This window comes from Serinibacter arcticus (assembly GCF_004786095.1).
Classification (GTDB): domain Bacteria; phylum Actinomycetota; class Actinomycetes; order Actinomycetales; family Beutenbergiaceae; genus Litorihabitans; species Litorihabitans arcticus.
The window spans coordinates 48,226-66,461 of record NZ_RHPJ01000001.1 but is presented as its reverse complement, the minus strand read 5'-3'; the positions used below and the strand labels follow the sequence as shown (position 1 = coordinate 66,461).

Sequence of the window (18,236 nt, the reverse complement as noted above, 5' to 3'; positions counted from 1 at the left end):
AGCTTCTCTCTCTGTCGGACGTTCATCGAGCACGGCGTTGGGGATCGATGCAGCACGACGGCTGGGACACCGGGTCGCAGCCGCAGAAGTCCCCGGAAGGACACCGATGGCACAGGGCACCGTGAAGTGGTTCAACGCTGAGAAGGGTTTTGGGTTCATCGCCCAGGACGAGGGCGGCGCTGACGTCTTCGTCCACTACTCGGCGATCTCGAGCGACGGCTACCGCTCCCTCGAGGAGAACCAGCGCGTCGAGTTCGAGATCACGCAGGGCCCCAAGGGCCCGCAGGCGGAGAACGTGCACGCGATCTGATCGCTGCGCGGGTCCTCGGACCACCGCGTCGGTGCGGCCCATCCCCCGGTGACGGGGGTGGGCCGCACTGCTGTCTGCGGGCGCTCTGCCGTGTCTGGACCCCTCCGCCGCGTCAGGACGACGCCGTCGCGGCGTCCTCGTCCGGTTCGGGCTCGCCCACGGGCAGCAGTCCCGCCTCGGAGGGATCGGCGTCCCGCAGCGGCGCGGCCGTCCCGGCGAACGCGTCGAGCTCGCGTCCGGTCACGAGACGGACCGGGGCGGGCAGCGTCAGCAGCCGACGGGTCAGCCAGGCCTCCTCGATCGGCGTCTGCGACGCGACCACGACGAGGTTGCCGAACCGCCGGCCCTTGAGGATGGGCGGTTCGACGGCGAGCGCCACGTGCGCGAACACCTCGCGGGCGCTCGCGACCTCGCGCCGCGCGACCGGCAGCGGCGGGGTGTCCACGAGGTTGCCGAGGTAGAGGCCGCCGGGCGAGAGGTGAGCATCCGCCAGGCGCAGGAACTCCACGGTCGTCAGGTGGCCGGGGACCCGCGCCCCGGCGAAGGCGTCGCGCACGAGGACGTCGAACGTGCCCGCCATGCCGGCGAGCGACGCGCGAGCCTCACCCACCCTGATCCGCAGCGCGGGGGAGCGGGGCAGGTCGAACCACTCGCGCGCCAGCCGGGCCAGCTCCCCGTCGAGCTCGACGACGAGCTGCCGCGTGCGCGGGTGCAGGGCGTGGATCGTGCGGGCGAACGCGCAGGCAGCGCCGCCCAGGTGCAGGATGCGCGGCTGGTCGGCCTCGAGGGCGGGCGCCATCGCCATCAGCATCTGCTGCATGTACTCGAACTCGAGGTGGGTCGGGTCCTCGAGGTCGACGTAGGAGGACTCGACGCCGTTGACGTAGACCATCACGCCGCCCGACCGGTCCGGATCCCCCTCCAGCTCGACCGTCCCGGTGTCGATGGGGACCTGCCCCTCGGGCAGGGACGAGGGGAGCTGACGCCGACGAGCCACCCGAGGATCGTAGTCGCCTTGACCCGGATCGAACCTGTGTTCGATACTGCTCGCGTGGTGGATCTGGGGCAGGACGACTCGGCGAGCCCGATCCTGCACGTGGACATGGACGCGTTCTTCGCCTCGGTCGAGCTGGCCGACCACCCCGGTCTGCGCGGCCGACCGCTGATCGTCGGTGGCCAGGAGCGCGGCGTGGTGCTGGCCGCCACGTACGAGGCCCGCGCGTTCGGCATCCGCTCCGGCATGCCGATGGCGATGGCCAGGGTGCGGTGCCCCTCGGCCGTCGTGCTCCCGCCGCGGCAGGACGTCTACCGCCGCGTCTCGGCGCGCGTCATGGCGATCCTCGGCGACATCACCCCCGTGATGCAGCAGCTCTCGGTGGACGAGGCGTTCCTCGACGTCTCGGGCGCCCGACGGCGGCTCGGCGCGCCACGGGAGATCGGTGCCATGATCCGGACGCGGATCCGCGACGAGCTCGGGCTCGCCGCCTCCGTCGGGATCGCGCCGACCATGTTCGTCTCGAAGATCGCCTCCACCCGGGCCAAGCCCGACGGCATGCTGGTGGTCCCGGCGGACTCCGCCGTCGCGTTCCTGCACCAGCTCGACGTGTCGGCGCTGTGGGGTGTGGGGGAGAGCACGCGGGCCAAGCTCGCCGAGACCGGCATCCACACGATCGCCGACCTCGCGCACACGCCGCCCGCGACCCTCCGGGCGCGGTTGGGCGTCGCGTCCGCCGCGCGGCTGCACGACCTCGCGTGGGGGCGTGACCCGCGGCGCGTCACGCCCACCCGGACCGAGCGTTCGATCTCCGCGGAGCACACCTTCGCCGTCGACACCTCCGACCAGGCGGAGCTCGCTCGGGCCATGCTCGGTCAGGCGCACACGGTCGCGCGGCGGCTGCGCGAGGCGGGGCTGCTCACCCGGGGGGTGGCGATCAAGGTGCGGATGTCCGACTTCACGACGCTCACGCGTTCTCGGCGGCTCGACGCCCCGAGCGATCTCGCGCGCGAGATCTACCGCGCCGCCGTTGCGCTGCTGGCCGGGGTCACCATCCAGCGGGGCGGAGTTCGCCTGATCGGTGTCAGGGCGGACGACCTCGCCCCCGCGGCGAGCACGGCGGTGCAGTCGCTGCTCGGGGAGGACGACACCCAGCAGCGCGCCCTGGAGTCGGTGCTCGACGACGTCGTGCGTCGTTTCCCGGGTTCTGCCACCATCGCCGCATCGCTGCTGACGTCTCCGGAGGAGCGTCCGGACGTGCGTGCGAGGGAGCGGGCCGGCGAGGTGTGACGGAGCAGTCGGGATCGGTTCGCCTCGAGACCCACCCGTGACTACCACCACCGCCCGCGGGCGCATACCCTAGGACACAACGGTCGTGCCGAGGAGGTCGCCATGCCACTGTCTGAGTACGAGCAGCGTGTGCTCGCACAGATGGAACGTCAGCTCAGCTCTGACGATCCCAAGCTTGCCCAGACGTTCTCCGGGGGCAAGCGCCGCACGTCGCGCATCGTGCTCGGCGCGCTCGTGGTCCTGGCCGGTCTCGGCATGCTGGTGGGCGGGGTCGCCCAGCACATGACCTGGCTCGGGATCCTCGGCTTCCTCGCGATGTTCGGCGGGGTCCTCGTGGCGATGTCGCGTACCGGCGGGTCCGCGTCGCCCGTCGCTCCCGGTGGATCCGGCGCGTCAGGAGCGGGTCCGGCCAAGGCCGCCTCGCGCTCCTCGTTCATGACCCGACTCGACGACCGGTGGGACCGTCGCCGCGACAGCGGTCGCTGAGGTCGGCCCCGGTCGAGCAACCCCTCCACATCCCTCCCCGAGCACCACCCGCTCGGGACGCGAACAGCCCCGGACCCGTGAGGTCCGGGGTTTTTTCGTGCTCGGACACGGTCTGTCCGGTTCACCCCCACCTGCGAGGGGGTCCACGGGCGCCGCTATCCCTCCACTCCGAACCACCCGTCCTGACCTGCGACAACGCGGTCGACATGGCGGCGTGTCGGTACTTTCTCTCGACCGGGTGGAGTGAAGTGGAGTAGGGTGGAGCCAAGCGGAGCCACCGGGCTGAGGGGAGGTGCTGGTTCGCATGCTGATCGGGACCTTCACTCCGAAGCTCGACGACAAGGGCCGGCTGATCCTGCCCGCGAAGTTCCGCGAGGAGCTCGCCGGCGGCCTCGTCATGACGCGGGGGCACGAGAAGTGCCTGTTCGTCTTCCCGATGGCCGAGTTCGTCGAGCTCCACAAGTCGTTGCGGGCGGCGCCGCTCACCTCCAAGCAGGCCCGCGACTTCAACCGCGTCCTGCTCTCGGGGGCGCACGACGAGATCCCCGACAAGCAGGGCCGCGTCACGGTGCCGTCGATCCTGCGCGAGTGGGCCACCCTCGGCCGTGACCTCGCCGTCGTCGGCACCGGCAACAAGCTCGAGATCTGGGACGCCGCGGCGTGGGACGCCTACCTCACGGGCGCCTCCGAGGCGTTCGAGGACGCCGCGGGGGAGGTCGTCCCCGACTTCTGATTCGCACGACCTGCTTGGCCTGCACGACCCGCACGACCCGCTCGTCGAGCGAGGTCTCCCGCCGAAGGATCTGGCGCACTTCCCCGGTGCCAGATCAGCCGGAGGGAGTCCTGGCCCGACGACCAGCACGATCCGCACCAGCACCACCCGAGAGGAGGACCCCATGACGCAGGACCGCCGAGCGAGCGACCTCCACGTCCCCGTCCTCCTGCAGCGCTGCGTGGACCTCCTGGCCCCCGCCCTGGCCGAACCGGGCAGCGTCCTGGTCGACGGCACGCTCGGCATGGGTGGTCACACCGAGGCCGTCCTGGAGCAGTGCCCGCAGGCACGGGTGATCGGCATCGACCGCGACCGCGCGGCGCTGACCCTGGCGGGCGAGCGGCTGGCACGCTTCGGCGACCGGTTCACCCCCGTCCACGCCACCTACGACGAGATCGACGACGTCGTCGCCACGCACGCCGGCGGCGCCGTCCAGGGCGTCCTGCTCGACCTCGGGGTCTCCTCGCTCCAGCTCGACGACGCCGAGCGCGGCTTCTCCTACGCCCGTCCGGCTCCGCTGGACATGCGCATGGACACCAGCACGGGCGAGACCGCGGCCGAGCTGCTGGCCGACGCGAGCGAGGCCGAGCTGCGCCGGATCCTGTGGACCTACGGCGAGGAGAAGTTCGCTCCGCGCATCGCCTCGGCGATCGTGAGGTCTCGCGCGCAGGAGGAGCTGACGACGTCGGTCCAGCTCGCCGAGATCGTCAAGCGCGCTGTCCCGATGTCGAAGCAGAAGACGGGTGGCCACCCGGCCAAGCGGACCTTCCAGGCGGTCCGCATCGCCGTCAACGCCGAGCTGGACGTGCTGGAGGACGCGCTGCCGCGCGCGGTGGACGTGCTCGCCGTCGACGGCCGCATCGTCGTGGAGTCCTACCAGTCGCTGGAGGACCGTCTCGTCAAGCGCGAGCTCGCCCGCGGCGCCGCCTCGAGCGCGCCGCGCGACTGGCCGATCGAGCCAGAGACCCACCGCCCCTACCTCGAGCTGCTGATCCGCGGCGCCGAGAAGGCGGACGCGGCGGAGATCGAGCGGAACCCCCGCTCCACCTCCGTCCGGCTGCGCGCCGCCCGCAGGACCCGCCCGACCCCGGAACACATGAGGAGCACGGCATGAGCGCCGCACCGGCACGGATCGCCCTGCCCGCCACCCGTCGACCCGCGCCCCAGGCGCGTCCGCGTCCCCGCCTGCGCATCGTCCGCCAGACGCAGGCCGAGGCGACCCGCGTACCGTTCTTCGCGCTCTGCGCCACCGTGCTCGTGGCGGCGCTGCTCGCGGCGCTCGGCCTCAACACCTCGATGGCGGCCACCTCCTACTCCATCCGCGACAAGCAGGTGGAGCTCGCCGCGGCCCAGCAGAGCGCCCAGACGCTCGCCGGCCAGGTCGAGCAGGCGAGCTCGCCCGCCCAGGTGATGGCCCAGGCCCAGGCGCTCGGCCTCGTCCCCAACCCCGGTCTGGTCTACATCCGGCTGTCCGACGGCACCCTGGTGGGCGGGCAGTGACGGGCCGTCGGCCGCACGAAGGTCGCACCACCCCTCGAACCTCCCCTCGCGCCACCGGCGTGTCACCGGGGCCCGCGCGGGGAACGGGGGCAGCATCGGGGGCCATGGGACCCAGGCGCACGTCGACGACGACGTCGTCCCGCGCCGCCTCCCGCGCCACCGCCACCGCCGCTCGCGGCACCAGCACCCGCACCGCCGCCCGCGCTCTCGGCACCGCGCCCCGCACGCAGCTGCGCCCGGCCGGCGCTGGTGGGCACGCCCCGCCGCCCTCGGGTCCGCGCGTCGGCGCCTCCGCCCGCCGCCAGTGGATCCTGCTGTGGATCGTCGTGGCGGTGCTGGCGCTGTTCGCCGCCCGTCTCGTTCAGGTCCAGGTCGTCGAGGCGGCCACGCTCGCCGAGCAGGGCCGCGACACCCGGGCCCGGGTGATCCCGCTGGACGCCACGCGCGGCGAGATCGTCGACGCCTCCGGCATGGTGATGGCGACCTCGGTCGTGCGCTACGACGTGCAGGTCGACCTCCGGCAGGTGCCCGCCTACGTCCGCCTCGACGAGACCCGGACGGCGGGTGAGGAGCCGGTCATCCTGGGCCGCGGCGCCGTCGAGGCCGCGAAGCAGCTGGCGCCGCTCCTCGGCGTCGACGAGCACGAGCTCGGCGCGCAGCTCACGGGCACGCAGGGTGGTCTGAGAATCGCCAGGGAGGTGACCCCGGAGGTCCGCGAGCAGATCGAGGAGCTCGGCATCAACGGGCTCACCACGCACTCCACCACCAAGCGCGTCTACCCGAACGGCACGACGGCCGGCGATCTCGTCGGCTGGGTCAACAACGAGCAGAACGGTGCCGCCGGCCTGGAGTACAGCCTGAACGGCGATCTCCAGGGCGTCGACGGCGAGCGCAGCTACGAGACCGGCGTCGGCGGCACGGTCATCCCGTTCGCGTCGCAGTCCACGGTGCCGGCGCAGGACGGCCCGACCGTCCACACCAGCATCGACCTCGACCTGCAGTACGTCTGCCAGAACTCGGTCGACGCCCAGGTCGCCTCGGCCAGCGCGGAGTTCGGCGCCGCCGTCGTCCAGGAGGTCAAGACGGGCCGCATCCTCGCGCTGTGCGACTCCGGCGCGACCGACCCGAACGCGCCGACGGGTTCCGGCGAGATCCGGTCCGTCACCAGCCCGTACGAGCCGGGCTCGACCGGCAAGATCCTCACGGTCGCGTCCGCCCTCAACGAGGGCCTCATCACCCCCACCTCGACCTTCACGGTGCCCGACCAGCTGACGATGCCGAACGGGCAGACCTTCAAGGACGCCACCGAGCACCCCGAGCACGAGCTGACCACCGCCGGCATCCTCGCGTTCTCCTCGAACACCGGCACCGTGCAGATCGGCGACCTCATGACCGACGCCAAGCGCGTGGAGTACATGAACGCGTTCGGCTGGGGCGATCGCACCGGCGTCGAGCTCGGCGGCGAGCGCGGCGGCACCAACCTCGACCCGACGCAGTGGGACGGGCGCACGCGCTACGTCACGATGTTCGGTCAGGCCAACCAGGTCAACCTGCTCCAGATCACCAACGTGATGGCGACGCTCGGCAACGGCGGCGTCCGCCTGCCGCTGCACCTCGTGGACGGCTACAGCGACGACGCCGGGACCTTCACCCCCGCCGAGCACGGCGAGGGTGTCCAGGTCGTCACCGAGCAGACCTCCGACGAGATGCTGCTCATGCTCGAGGGCGTGATGGCGGACCAGCTCGGGACCACCGGCAAGAAGGCCGCCATCGACGGCTACCGCGTCGCGGGCAAGACCGGTACCGCGCAGATCCCCAACACCGTCGACGGCCGGCTGACCGACACTGCGGCCTCGTTCGTGGGTGTCGCGCCCGCCGAGGACCCCGAGATCGCCGTCGGCGTGATCATCTTCCGACCCGCCGGTTCCGGCACGGGCGGCGGGCTCGCCGCCCCGGTGTTCCACGACGTCGCGTCCGCGGCCCTGCAGATGCTCGGCATCCCGCCGAGCGGCACCACGGAGACCCTGTACGAGCTGTACGGCGACACCGCCGAGTAGATTGGCCCATCGTGACTTCTCCGCTGACGCAGTTCCGACCGGAACGCGTACCCGCGACCTCGCTGCGTGACCTCGCCGCGCAGCTCCACCTGACACCCGCCGGCGATCCCTGCGTCGTCGACAGTCCCGCCAGCAGTCCCACGAGCACCCCCGCCAGCAGCCCCGCGAGCACCGACGTCCCCGTGACCGGCGTGACGGTGGCGAGCGACGCCGTCGTGCCCGGCGACGTCTTCGTGGGCGTCCCCGGCTTCACCGCGCACGGCGCCCGGTTCGCCCCGGCGGCCGTGGCCGCCGGTGCCGTCGCCGTCGTGACCGACGCCGCCGGCGCCGCGCTTCTGCCGGCCGATCTCGGTGCGCCCGTCCTGCTGCACGACGACCCCCGCGCCGTCGCCGGCGTGCTGGCCGACGTCGTCTACGGCGGTCCCTCCGACCGCCTCACCACGGTCGGCGTCACGGGCACCAACGGCAAGACGACGACCACGTACTTCGTCGAGGCCGCGCTGCGCGCGGGTCTCGGCACCTCCGCCCTCATGGGCACGGTCGAGCTGCGCATCGGCGACCAGGGTGTGGAGTCGCCCCGCACCACCGTCGAGGCACCCGCGCTGCACCGCCTGATGGCCGTCGCGCTCGAGCGCGGCGTCACCAACCTCACGACCGAGGTCTCCTCGCACGCGATCGCGCTGCACCGGCTCGCCGGCGTGCGCTTCGACGTCGTCGCCTTCACCAACCTGCAGCGCGACCACCTCGACTTCCACGGCGACATGGAGAGCTACTTCGCGGTCAAGGCGAGCCTGTTCGCGCCCGGGCAGGCGGCGCGCGGTGTCGTCGTCGTCGACGACGAGTGGGGCCGCCGGCTCGCTGCGACCTCGCCCATCCCCGTCGCATCGCTCGCCACCCACCTGGACGCGCCCGACGCCGAACGCGCCGACTGGCGCGTGGTGAGCGCCGACATCGGCCTCGACGGGGTCGGATCCACCTTCGACCTGCGCGGTCCCGACGGGGCGGTGCACACCGCCTTCAGCCCGCTCCCGGGCCTGGTGAACGTCTCCAACGCCGCCACCGCGATCGTCGTGGCGGTCTCCGCGGGCGTGCCGATCGACGTCGCGATCGACGCCGTCGCGCGCGTCACCGCCATCCCCGGACGCATGGAGCGCGTGGTCGAGCGCGGTCAGGGCCTGGCTCTGTGCATCGTCGACTACGCCCACACGCCCGACGCGCTGGTCTACGCGCTGGAGGCGGTCCGCCCCATCACGCCGGGACGGCTCGTGCTGGTGCTGGGGTCCGACGGCGACCGCGACCAGGGCAAGCGTCCGATGCTCGGCGAGATCGCCGCGCGGCTGGCCGACGTCGTCGTCGTCACCGACGAGAACCCGCGCTCGGAGGTGCCCGGCACGATCCGCGCGGCCATCCTCGACGGCGCCCGCGAGGTGCGCCCCGACCTGACCGACGTCGTCGAGATCGAGGCGGGCCGGGCCGCCGCGCTGCGGCACGCCATGGACCTCACGCGCGAGGGCGACACCGTCATCGTCACCGGCAAGGGCCACGAGCCCACGCAGGAGATCGCCGGGGTCTTCCACCGCTACAACGACCGCGACGTCTACCTCGAGCACGCTCGCACCCTCCTGCGGGACCGCGCGTGATCGCGCTGCGGGCCGCCGAGGTCGCGGCAGCCGTCTCGGGCACGCTGCACGGGTTCGCCGACGACGCCGACCTCGTCGTCGACGGCCCCGTCGTGACCGACTCGCGCGAGGTCCGGGCGGGGTCGCTCTTCGTCGCCATCCGCGGTGAGCAGGTCGACGGGCACGACTACGCCGCTCGGGCGATCGCCGCCGGGGCCGTGCTCGTGCTGGCCGAGCGCGAGCTCACCGACACCGACGGCGCGGCCGTGCCCGTCGTCGTCGTCGCCGATGCCACCACCGCCCTGGGCGACCTCGCGCGCGAGGTGCTCCGCCGCCTGCGTGCCCGCGCGAGCGGACTGCCGCGCGTCGTCGCGGTCACCGGCTCGGTCGGCAAGACCACGACCAAGGACCTGCTGGCCACCGTGCTCGAGCACGACGGCCCGACCGTGGCCCCCGTGCGCTCGTTCAACAACGAGGTCGGTCTGCCGGTCACCGTGCTGCGGTGCACCGAGGAGACCACCACGCTGGTGCTCGAGATGGGCGCCAGCGGTCCCGGCCACATCACGTACCTGACCGATATCGCGCCGCCCGACGTCGCGGCCGTGCTGGTGGTCGGCAGCGCCCACCTCGGCGGCTTCGGCGGCGTCGAGGGCATCGCCCGTGCCAAGTCCGAGATCGTGACCGGCCTCGCGCCCGGGGGAGTGGCCGTGCTGAACGCGGACGACCCCCGCGTCGCGGCCATGGCCACGCTCGCCCCCCGCGTGGTGACGTTCGGGCGCGAGGGCGGCGCCGACGTCGTCGCCCGCGACCTGACGATGGTCGACGGCGCGCACGCGCGCTTCACGCTCGTGGACGACCGCACGGGCGCGGCGGAGTCGGCCGAGACCCTGCTCACCCTCGTCGGGGAGCACCACGCGACCAACGCGCTGGCCGCCGCCGCGGTCGCGCTCGAGTGCGGCGTGGCCGTCGCGGACGTCGCCGCTCGCCTGTCGCGGGCCGGGGCGATCAGCCCTCACCGGATGGCTGTGACGGAGGTCGCAGACGGCGTCACGATCGTCGACGACTCCTACAACGCCAACCCCGAGTCGATGCGCGCGGCCCTCAAGGCGCTCGTCTCCCTGGCCGGTCAGCGCCGTACGATTGCGGTGCTCGGGGAGATGCGCGAGCTCGGCGAGGACTCCCTCACCCAGCACGACGCGCTCGGCAGACTGGCCGTCCGCCTCGACGTCTCCCGCCTCGTCGTGGTGGGTCGCGGCGCCCGGGCGATGTACACGGGAGCCCTGCTCGAGGGCTCCTTCGGCGAGGAGGCAGCGTTCGTGGCGGACATCGACGAGGCTCAGCAGTGGCTGGCCGACAACGTGATCCCGGGTGACGTGATCCTGCTGAAGTCCAGCAACGGCAGCGGGCTCCACCTCCTGGCCGACCGGCTCCTGGAGGCGAGGCGATGATCCCCGTCCTCATCTCCGGTGGTGTCGCGATCGCGGTGTCCCTCCTGGGCACCCCGCTCTTCATCAAGCTGCTGATCCGCAAGCAGTACGGCCAGTTCATCCGCCAGGACGGCCCGACGTCGCACCACACCAAGCGCGGCACGCCCACCATGGGCGGTGTCGTCATCATCGGCGCCACCGTCGTGGGCTACCTGGTCGCGAACCTGGTCTCCTTCCTTCGCACGGGATCGACGCCGAGCGTGTCCGGCCTGCTCCTGCTCTTCCTGATGATCGGCCTGGGGCTGGTCGGGTTCGCCGACGACTTCACCAAGATCTCGAAGCAGCGCTCGCTGGGTCTCTCGCCGCTCGCGAAGATCCTGGGCCAGGGCGGGGTGGGCATCGCGTTCAGCCTCCTGGTCCTGCAGTTCCCCAACGACACCGGCGTGACGCCCGCGTCGCTGGGAATCTCCTTCATCCGTGACACCGGTCTGTCGCTCGCGTTCGCGGGCTCCGCCGTCGGGCTGCTGCTGTTCGTGATCTGGGCGAACTTCCTGGTCACGGCGTGGTCCAACGCCGTCAACCTCACCGACGGGCTCGACGGCCTGGCCACCGGCGTCAGCGTGTTCGCGTTCGGCGCCTACGTGCTCGTGACGATGTGGCAGTTCAACCAGTCGTGCAACGACCTGCTGGCGGGTGGGCGCTGCTACGAGACGCGCGACCCGCTGGACCTCGCGATCGTCACGGCCGCCATCGTCGGTGCGTGCATCGGGTTCCTGTGGTGGAACGCGTCGCCCGCGAAGATCTTCATGGGCGACACCGGCTCCCTCGCGCTCGGTGGCGCGCTCGCCGGACTCTCGATCCTCACCCGTACCGAGCTGCTGGCGCCGATCATCGGCGGCATGTTCGTCGTCATCGTCGCCTCCAGCGTGATCCAGATCGGCTTCTTCAAGGTCTCCGGCGGCCGACGCGTCTTCCGCATGGCGCCGCTGCACCACCACTTCGAGCTGGCAGGCTGGGAGGAGGTCACGATCGTCATCCGGTTCTGGCTCATCTCCGCGGTGTTCGCGGCCATCGGCCTCGGCATCTTCTACGCCGAGTGGATCACCGGATGACGTCCGACCCCACGCTCCTCACGGGTCACGCTGCTCGCGAGGCCCTCCGGGGGGCGCGCGTCCTCGTGATCGGTCTCGGTCTGACCGGGACGGCCGCGGCCCGCACGCTGCACGCGCTCGGCGCCGACGTCGTCGCGATCGACTCGCGTCCGGCCGCCGCCGAGGCCGCGGCGCGCGACCTGCCCGGGGTGCGCGTGCTGCCGCTGCCGGGGAACGGTGACGACCGCGCCCTGGCGGAGGCCGCCGTCGCGACCGGACCTCGGCTCGCCGTCGTCTCGCCCGGCCTGCCTCCGACGTCGCCGCTCGTCGCGCTCCCGCGGGCGGCCGGCGTGCGCATCCTGACCGAGTTCGACCTCGCCTGGATGATCCGGCTCGACGAGAGCCCCTGGTTCCTCGTCACCGGCACCAACGGCAAGACGACCACGGCCCAGATGACGAGCGCGCTGCTGCGGGCGGGCGGGCTGCACGCCCCGCCGCTCGGGAACATGGGCGTGGCCGTCTCGACCGTCGCGCTGGAGGGCATCGCCGACGACGCCGGTGTCGTCAGGGCGCCCCAGGCCTGGCCGATCGAGATCGCCGCGCTGCAGCTGCACGACACGACGCTCCCGCGGCCCCGCGCGAGCATCTGCCTCAACGTCGCCGAGGACCACCTCGACTGGTTCGGCACCATGGCGGCCTACCGGGCGGACAAGGCCAAGGTCTACCGCGGCGTGACCGGCGCGTGCGTCTACCCGACGTGGGAGCGCGGCGCCCGCGAGATGGTCGAGGAGGCCGAGGTCACGGTCGGGGCCCGCGCCGTCGGGCTCGCGCTCGGCGCCCCCGCCCTGGCGCAGGTCGGCATCGTGGAGAACGCGATCATCGACCGCGCCTTCCACGCGCGCCGGCACACGCACGGCGTCGAGCTCTTCACGACCGACGACGTCGCCCACCTCGGGCTCGGGGAGGCCGGGCTGCCGCTGCACATCGTCACCAACGCCATGGCCGCCGCGTCGCTGGCGCGCGAGGCGGACGTGGAGCCCGACGCGATCGCCGCGGGTCTGCGCGCGTTCCGGGTCGAGGACCACCGGATCGCGCGGGTGGCCGTCGCCGGCGGCGTCACCTGGGTCAACGACTCCAAGGCCACCAACGCCCACGCGGCGGCGGCGTCGCTGCGCGCGCTGGAGGACGGCACGTGCGTCTGGCTCGCGGGCGGCGACGCCAAGGGGGCCTCGCTGGAGGACCTCGTGCGCGACTTCGCGGGCAAGATGCGCGCCGTCGTGCTCATCGGGCGCGACCCGACGCCGTGGCGCGAGCCGCTCGCGCGACACGCGCCCGATGTGCCCGTGATCGTCGTGCCCGACGGCGAGACTGAGGCCGTGATGCGTGGTGCGGTCACGGCCGCTGACGGGTTCGCGCGGCCGGGTGACACGGTGCTGCTGGCCCCGGCCGGCGCCTCGTGGGACCAGTTCCGCAACTACGGTCACCGCGGTGACGCGTTCGCGCGTGCCGTGGGGGAGCTCGTGGCCCACGCCACGGCAGGAGGAGAACAGGAGCAGGCATGAGCGTCACGGATGACCGACCGCGCGCCGGTCGAGGTCGGACGTCAGGCAGCAGCTCCACCTCCGCCCGGTCGGGCCGTGCTGGTCGTGCCGGCCGTGCCGGTACCCGCACCGCACCGCCGTCGGCGACCCGGGTCGCGCTGCGCTCGGCCTGGGACTCGCCCGTCACCTCCTACTACCTCATCGGCTCCGTCACCCTCGTGCTGGTGACGCTGGGCCTGGTCTTCGTGCTGTCGAGCTCGACGATCGTCTCGCTCTCGCGCAACGGCGGGGTGCTGGGGGCCTTCCAGAGCCAGGCGATGTACGCGGTGCTGGTGGCGCCGCTCGCCTTCGCGGTCTCCCGACTTCCGGTGCGCGTGCTGCGCCTGCTCGCCTGGCCTGCCTACCTCGGGGCGCTCGGGCTCCAGCTGCTGCCGATCCTCGCGCCCGGCATCGCCACGACGTCCGGCGGCAACATCACCGGCATCGACCTCGGTGTCATCTACTTCCAGCCGGCCGAGTTCGCCAAGCTGTCGCTCGCTCTCTGGCTGGGATCCGTGCTCGCGGCGAAGCAGCACCAGCTGGGGCAGCTGCGCCACGTCGCGCTGCCGGCGGCCGGTGCGGCTCTCATGATGGCCGCCCAGCTCTACACCCACGATCTCGGCACCGCCCTCGTGCTCGGTGCCCTGGTGGCCGGGGCGCTGTGGGTCGCCGGCCTCCCCGCGAGGTTCTTCGCCGGACTCGGGGTCGCCGCCCTCGCGGTGGTCGCCTTCATGGCCACCCAGGGAACGACCCGGATGGCGCGCATCATGGCGTTGTTCAACCCCGACGCGCTCGACTCCGAGGGGCTGGGCTGGCAGAGCGAGAAGGCGCTGCAGGCCCTCGGCACCGGCGGCATCTCCGGCGTCGGCCTCGGCGGCTCCCGGACCAAGTGGCTCTACCTTCCCGAGGCCAACAACGACTTCATCCTCGCCATCATCGGTGAGGAGCTCGGCCTGCTGGGCGTGCTCCTGGTCCTCGTGCTGTTCGGCCTGCTCATGCTCGGGCTGACCCGCATCGTGCTGCGCCACCCCGACCCGGTCGCCAAGATCACGACGGCCGCCGTGGCCGCGTGGATCCTGTCGCAGGCGCTCGTCAACATCGGGGTCGTGATCGGCGTGCTGCCCGTCATCGGCATCCCGCTGCCGTTCATCTCCACGGGTGGTTCGTCGCTGATCGCGACCGTGCTCGCCATCGGTCTGGTGCTGGCGTTCGCGCGCGACGAGCCGGGGGCCCGTGAGGCGCTCCTCGCCCGCCGCGGCGCCGTCCGCCGCTCGTTCGGCGTGCTCGCCCGACGGGGGAGGGGCGCATGACCGGGGCGGTGTCCTCGCGGCGTCCGCTCCGCCTGCTGCTGGCCGGTGGCGGGACGGCCGGCCACGTCAACCCGCTGCTCGCGCTGGCCGACGAGCTGCGCGCGCGCGACCCCCGCGTCGAGATCCTCGTGCTCGGGACCGCCGAGGGCCTCGAGCAGCGCCTCGTGCCCGAACGGGGCTACGAGCTGGCCACCATCCCGCGCGTGCCGTTCCCCCGCCGTCCCGACGCCGCCGCGCTCCGGTTCCCGCGCGCGTTCGCGCGGGCCGTGGATCTGACGGCCGACGCGATCCGGCGCGTCGGCGGCGGTGCGGGTGCGGACGTCGTCGTCGGCTTCGGCGGCTACGTCGCCACGCCCGCCTACCGCGCGGCCGCCCGGCTCGGTGTGCCCGTGGTGATCCACGAGCAGAACGTGCGGGCCGGCCTCGCCAACCGCCTCGGGGCGAGGTCCGCCGCCGCCGTCGCCGTGACGTTCGCCGAGACGACGCTGACCGCGCGCCGCGGTCGCACACTGCACACCGGCCTCCCGCTGCGCCCCGCGCTCGCGACGCTCGCCGCCAGGCGCGCCGATCCCGTGCAGGCCGCCGAGGCCCGGCGGGAGGCGGCGCCGCAGCTGGGGCTCGACCCCGAGCGCCCGGTGCTGCTCGTCACGGGCGGTTCGCTGGGTGCGCAGCGCATCAACGAGGCGCTGGCGGGCGCTGCGTCCGACCTCACCGGCGCGGGCGTGCAGGTGCTGCACGCCGCCGGTCGCGGCAAGGACGACGCCGTGCGGCCGGCCGCCGAGGCGGCCGGTGCCGACTACCACCTCGTGCCCTACCTCGATCGGATCGAGCTCGCGTACGCCTGCGCCGACCTCGTCGTGGGGCGCTCGGGCGCCGGCACGGTGGGGGAGCAGGCCGCGCTCGGTCTGCCCGGCGTGTACGTGCCGCTCCCGATCGGCAACGGCGAGCAGCGGCTGAACGTCCGCGGCGTCGAGCGCGCGGGCGGCGCCCTCGTCGTCGACGACGCCGATCTCACCCCGGCGTGGCTGCGCGAGCACGTGCTGCCGCTCCTCACCGACGCGCCCCGGCTCGCGGCCATGGCCGCAGCCGCGCGTTCGACCGGCATCCAGGACGGCGCGGCCCGCCTCGCGGACCTGGTCGTCGGCTCAGCACCGGCGGCCGCAGCATCATCGACGACAGCACCTGACGCAGGACGGGACGGACGCACCACGTGAGCCACTGGCACTTCATCGCGATCGGCGGGCACGGCATGAGCGTGCTGGCGGAGATCGCGCTCGAGCTCGGTCACCGCGTGACCGGGTCGGACCAGGTCGAGGGCGAGGAGGTCCTGCGCCTGCGGGCGCGTGGCGCGCACGTCGACCTGGGGCACGCGCCCGAGCAGGTGACGGGTGCCGACGTCGTGGTCGTCTCCACCGCCATCCCCGCGAGCAACGTCGAGGTCGTCCGGGCGGGTGAGCTCGGCATCGAGGTCGTCCACCGCTCCGAGGCCATGACGCGCCTGACCGCCGGTCGGCCGTTCTACGCCGTCGCCGGGACGCACGGCAAGACGACGACGTCGGCGATGCTCGCCGTCGCGCTGGAGGGCGCCGGATGCGATCCCGGCGCCGCCATCGGCGGCACCGTGACCTCGTGGTCCGCCGGTTCCCGAGTCGGCACCGGACCGTTCGTCGCCGAGGCCGACGAGTCGGACGGCTCGTTCCTGCGGTACGCGCCCCGCGTCGCGATCGTCACCAACGTCGAGGAGGACCACCTCGCGCACTACAGCGGTCTCGCCGAGATCCTCGACGCGTTCGAGGCCTTCACGGCGCGCGTGACCGACGACGGCGTCGTGGTCGCGTGCAGCGACGACCCCGGCTCCCTGGAGATCGCCCGCCGCGCGCACGCCTCGGGCGTCCGCGTCCGCACGTACGGCCGGGACGCGCCGACGGCGGCGGACGGCGCCCCGCTCGCCGTCGAGCACCTGCGGCTGACGGACGTGGCGCTGACCGGCACCGACGCCGCCGCGACGATCGCGCTGCTGGGACCGGACGGCGACGTGCGCCACGCACCGCTGACGCTGCGGGTCGCGGCACCCGGTCTGCACACGGTGCTCGACGCCGCCGCGGCGTGGGCCGCCGCCGTCGAGGCCACCGGGCTGGCGGGCGGCCGCGCCGTCGCCGAGGCGCTCGAGGGCTTCACGGGCGCCGGTCGGCGGTTCGAGCTCGTGGGTGAGGCCGACGACGTCCGCGTCGTGGACGACTACGCCCACAACCCGACCAAGGTCGCCAGCGCGCTGGCGGCGGGTCGGCTCGCCGCCGGCGACGGCCGCGTCGTCGCGCTGTTCCAGCCGGCCCTGTTCACCCGGACCCGCGACTTCGCGGAGGAGTTCGCGCTCGCGCTGGACGCCGCAGACGCGGTCGTGGTCTGCGACGTGTTCGGTTCCCGCGAGGACCCGATCGACGGCGTGACCTCGGCGCTGATCACCGATGCCGAGCCCGACGAGCGCGCCGAGCGCGGCGCGATGCCGTTCCGACTCGTGCCCGACCGGCTCGAGGCCGCGGCGCAGACGGCCGCGCTGGCCGGACCCGGCGACCTCGTCATGACGATCGGTTCGGGCGACGTGACGCTGCTGGCGCCCGTCGTGCTGGCGCACCTGCGGGCACGGGCGGGCGAGCCGGCGGAGCGGGCGTGAGGACGCCGTCGGCGCCGCGCCGCCCGGCGGCCGGGTCGACGCGCGTGCCGCAGCCGGTGACCGCGCGCGGGACTGTCGGCGCACCGGGGCGCGGCGACGGCCGTGATCGCGGCCAGGACCTGGTGATCGCCGACGAGCTCGACGACGAGGACCTCGACGACGACCTCGACACCTCCTCCGACGGCGACCTCGACGCGCGCGACGGCGACCGCCACGGACCCACGGCCCCGTCCGCCCCCGTCCGCTCGCTCGAGCCCGCCTATGCGGCGCGCGACGCCGCGCGCAGGCGGGTCCTGCTGGTCCGGACGGGGATCGCCGCCGGCGCCGCCGCGCTGCTCGCCCTGACCGGGTGGCTGACGCTCCTGTCACCGGTGCTGGCGCTGGACCCGGCCGAGGTCAACGTGGTGGGCGGGAGCGCCTACGTGGACACCGCCGCCGTGGTCGAGGTCGCCGCCGCGCAGGAGGGAACACCGCTCCTGCGGCTGGACACGGCCACGGTGCGCGACCAGGTCGCCGCGATGCCCGGCGTCCTCGAGGCGAGCGTCGACCGTGACCTCCCGCGCGGCCTGACGATCACCGTCGTCCCCCGCGAACCCGTGGCGCTCGTGGCGCAGGACGCCGCCACCGTGCAGCTCGTGGGGAGCGACGGCGTCGTCATCGCCACGACCCCCGTGGAGCAGGCGCCCGTCGGGCTGCCGACCCTCGCCGTCGACATGGCGATGACGGGTGCCGGCACGGCCGTCAACGACGTGCTGGCGGTGCTGGCCGATCTGCCGCCCGAGCTGCTCGGCCAGATGGCCAGCGCCGGGGCCACCGGACCGGGGAACGTGCGGTTCGAGCTCGTCGACGGCGCCCAGGTGGTGTGGGGGAGCGCGAGCGACAACGCGCTGAAGGCGGCCGTGCTGACGACGCTGCTCCAGGTGGGCGCCTCGACGTACGACGTCAGCACCCCGGAGACCCCCATCACGAGCTGACGGCGGCACCGATCTCGCCACGGGTGTCCGACACACCCGGCGAGGTCGTTGCCGCAGGGGCGTGGCGCGCCTAGCGTCACAGAGTCAGAATCTGACATAAGTCTTACCCTCAGCCTGAGGGTGAAGGTTGAACGCACTGTCCTCCCAGCGGGTGG

Annotated in this window: 16 protein-coding genes; 15 read left to right on the top strand and 1 reads right to left on the bottom strand. The window is 73.4% G+C overall.

All coding sequences use genetic code 11. The features are described 5' to 3' along the window. The first annotated feature begins 106 nt into the window (after positions 1-106). Entirely contained in the window at positions 107-310 is a 204-nt protein-coding gene (cspE, locus tag SERN_RS00325; protein WP_135848169.1) for a transcription antiterminator/RNA stability regulator CspE, read from the top strand. Positions 311-422: 112 nt separating this feature from the next. Here the strand turns inward: cspE and SERN_RS00320 are convergent, their stop codons facing one another. Continuing rightward, positions 423-1,307, bottom strand: coding sequence for a spermidine synthase (locus SERN_RS00320; RefSeq protein ID WP_233251362.1), 885 nt, complete (start codon positions 1,305-1,307; stop codon positions 423-425). Between the two features lie 54 nt (positions 1,308-1,361). Here SERN_RS00320 and dinB point away from each other — a divergent pair, with 54 nt between their 5' ends. The 14 genes from dinB to SERN_RS00250 all read left to right on the top strand — a co-directional run bounded on the left by dinB (position 1,362) and on the right by SERN_RS00250 (position 18,081). Further along, positions 1,362-2,594, top strand: a complete 1,233-nt coding sequence (dinB, locus tag SERN_RS00315; RefSeq protein ID WP_233251361.1) for a DNA polymerase IV — start codon at positions 1,362-1,364, stop codon at positions 2,592-2,594. 102 nt (positions 2,595-2,696) lie between these two features. Next, positions 2,697-3,080 carry a DUF3040 domain-containing protein gene (locus tag SERN_RS00310; RefSeq protein WP_135848168.1) on the top strand — a complete coding sequence of 128 codons (384 nt, stop codon included), beginning with the start codon at positions 2,697-2,699 and terminating at the stop codon, positions 3,078-3,080. Positions 3,081-3,384: 304 nt separating this feature from the next. Next, positions 3,385-3,813 carry a division/cell wall cluster transcriptional repressor MraZ gene (gene mraZ / locus SERN_RS00305; RefSeq protein WP_135848167.1) on the top strand — a complete coding sequence of 143 codons (429 nt, stop codon included), beginning with the start codon at positions 3,385-3,387 and terminating at the stop codon, positions 3,811-3,813. A 163-nt stretch (positions 3,814-3,976) separates the two neighbouring features. Then, positions 3,977-4,966 carry a 16S rRNA (cytosine(1402)-N(4))-methyltransferase RsmH gene (rsmH, locus tag SERN_RS00300; RefSeq protein ID WP_135848166.1) on the top strand — a complete coding sequence of 330 codons (990 nt, stop codon included), beginning with the start codon at positions 3,977-3,979 and terminating at the stop codon, positions 4,964-4,966. Beyond that, a complete protein-coding gene (locus SERN_RS00295) occupies positions 4,963-5,352 on the top strand; it encodes a hypothetical protein (RefSeq protein ID WP_135848165.1) in 390 nt (129 codons plus the stop codon). The genes rsmH and SERN_RS00295 overlap by 4 nt, the downstream gene beginning before the upstream one ends. A 104-nt stretch (positions 5,353-5,456) precedes the next feature. Further along, the gene (locus SERN_RS00290) at positions 5,457-7,409 is read left to right on the top strand and encodes a peptidoglycan D,D-transpeptidase FtsI family protein (protein WP_135848164.1); all 1,953 of its coding nucleotides are present in this window, start codon (positions 5,457-5,459) and stop codon (positions 7,407-7,409) included. An 11-nt stretch (positions 7,410-7,420) separates the two neighbouring features. After that, the gene (locus SERN_RS00285; protein WP_135848163.1) at positions 7,421-9,049 is read left to right on the top strand and encodes a UDP-N-acetylmuramoyl-L-alanyl-D-glutamate--2,6-diaminopimelate ligase; all 1,629 of its coding nucleotides are present in this window, start codon (positions 7,421-7,423) and stop codon (positions 9,047-9,049) included. Further along, positions 9,046-10,476 (top strand): UDP-N-acetylmuramoyl-tripeptide--D-alanyl-D-alanine ligase, encoded by a 1,431-nt coding sequence (locus SERN_RS00280; protein ID WP_135848162.1) that lies wholly within the window; start codon positions 9,046-9,048, stop codon positions 10,474-10,476. Before SERN_RS00285 ends, SERN_RS00280 begins: the two co-directional genes overlap by 4 nt. Continuing rightward, entirely contained in the window at positions 10,473-11,567 is a 1,095-nt protein-coding gene (mraY, locus tag SERN_RS00275) for a phospho-N-acetylmuramoyl-pentapeptide-transferase (protein ID WP_135848161.1), read from the top strand. The genes SERN_RS00280 and mraY overlap by 4 nt, the downstream gene beginning before the upstream one ends. Continuing rightward, positions 11,564-13,108: a UDP-N-acetylmuramoyl-L-alanine--D-glutamate ligase gene (gene murD / locus SERN_RS00270; protein ID WP_135848160.1), complete on the top strand. Its 1,545-nt coding sequence runs from the start codon at positions 11,564-11,566 to the stop codon at positions 13,106-13,108. The genes mraY and murD overlap by 4 nt, the downstream gene beginning before the upstream one ends. Further along, the gene (locus SERN_RS00265; RefSeq protein WP_135848159.1) at positions 13,105-14,436 is read left to right on the top strand and encodes an FtsW/RodA/SpoVE family cell cycle protein; all 1,332 of its coding nucleotides are present in this window, start codon (positions 13,105-13,107) and stop codon (positions 14,434-14,436) included. The genes murD and SERN_RS00265 overlap by 4 nt, the downstream gene beginning before the upstream one ends. Then, positions 14,433-15,650, top strand: a complete 1,218-nt coding sequence (locus tag SERN_RS00260) for a UDP-N-acetylglucosamine--N-acetylmuramyl-(pentapeptide) pyrophosphoryl-undecaprenol N-acetylglucosamine transferase (protein WP_135848158.1) — start codon at positions 14,433-14,435, stop codon at positions 15,648-15,650. Before SERN_RS00265 ends, SERN_RS00260 begins: the two co-directional genes overlap by 4 nt. Further along, positions 15,647-17,107: a UDP-N-acetylmuramate--L-alanine ligase gene (murC, locus tag SERN_RS00255; protein WP_135848157.1), complete on the top strand. Its 1,461-nt coding sequence runs from the start codon at positions 15,647-15,649 to the stop codon at positions 17,105-17,107. The genes SERN_RS00260 and murC overlap by 4 nt, the downstream gene beginning before the upstream one ends. Then, positions 17,104-18,081 carry a cell division protein FtsQ/DivIB gene (locus SERN_RS00250; protein ID WP_135848156.1) on the top strand — a complete coding sequence of 326 codons (978 nt, stop codon included), beginning with the start codon at positions 17,104-17,106 and terminating at the stop codon, positions 18,079-18,081. The genes murC and SERN_RS00250 overlap by 4 nt, the downstream gene beginning before the upstream one ends. Positions 18,082-18,236: the final 155 nt, after the last annotated feature.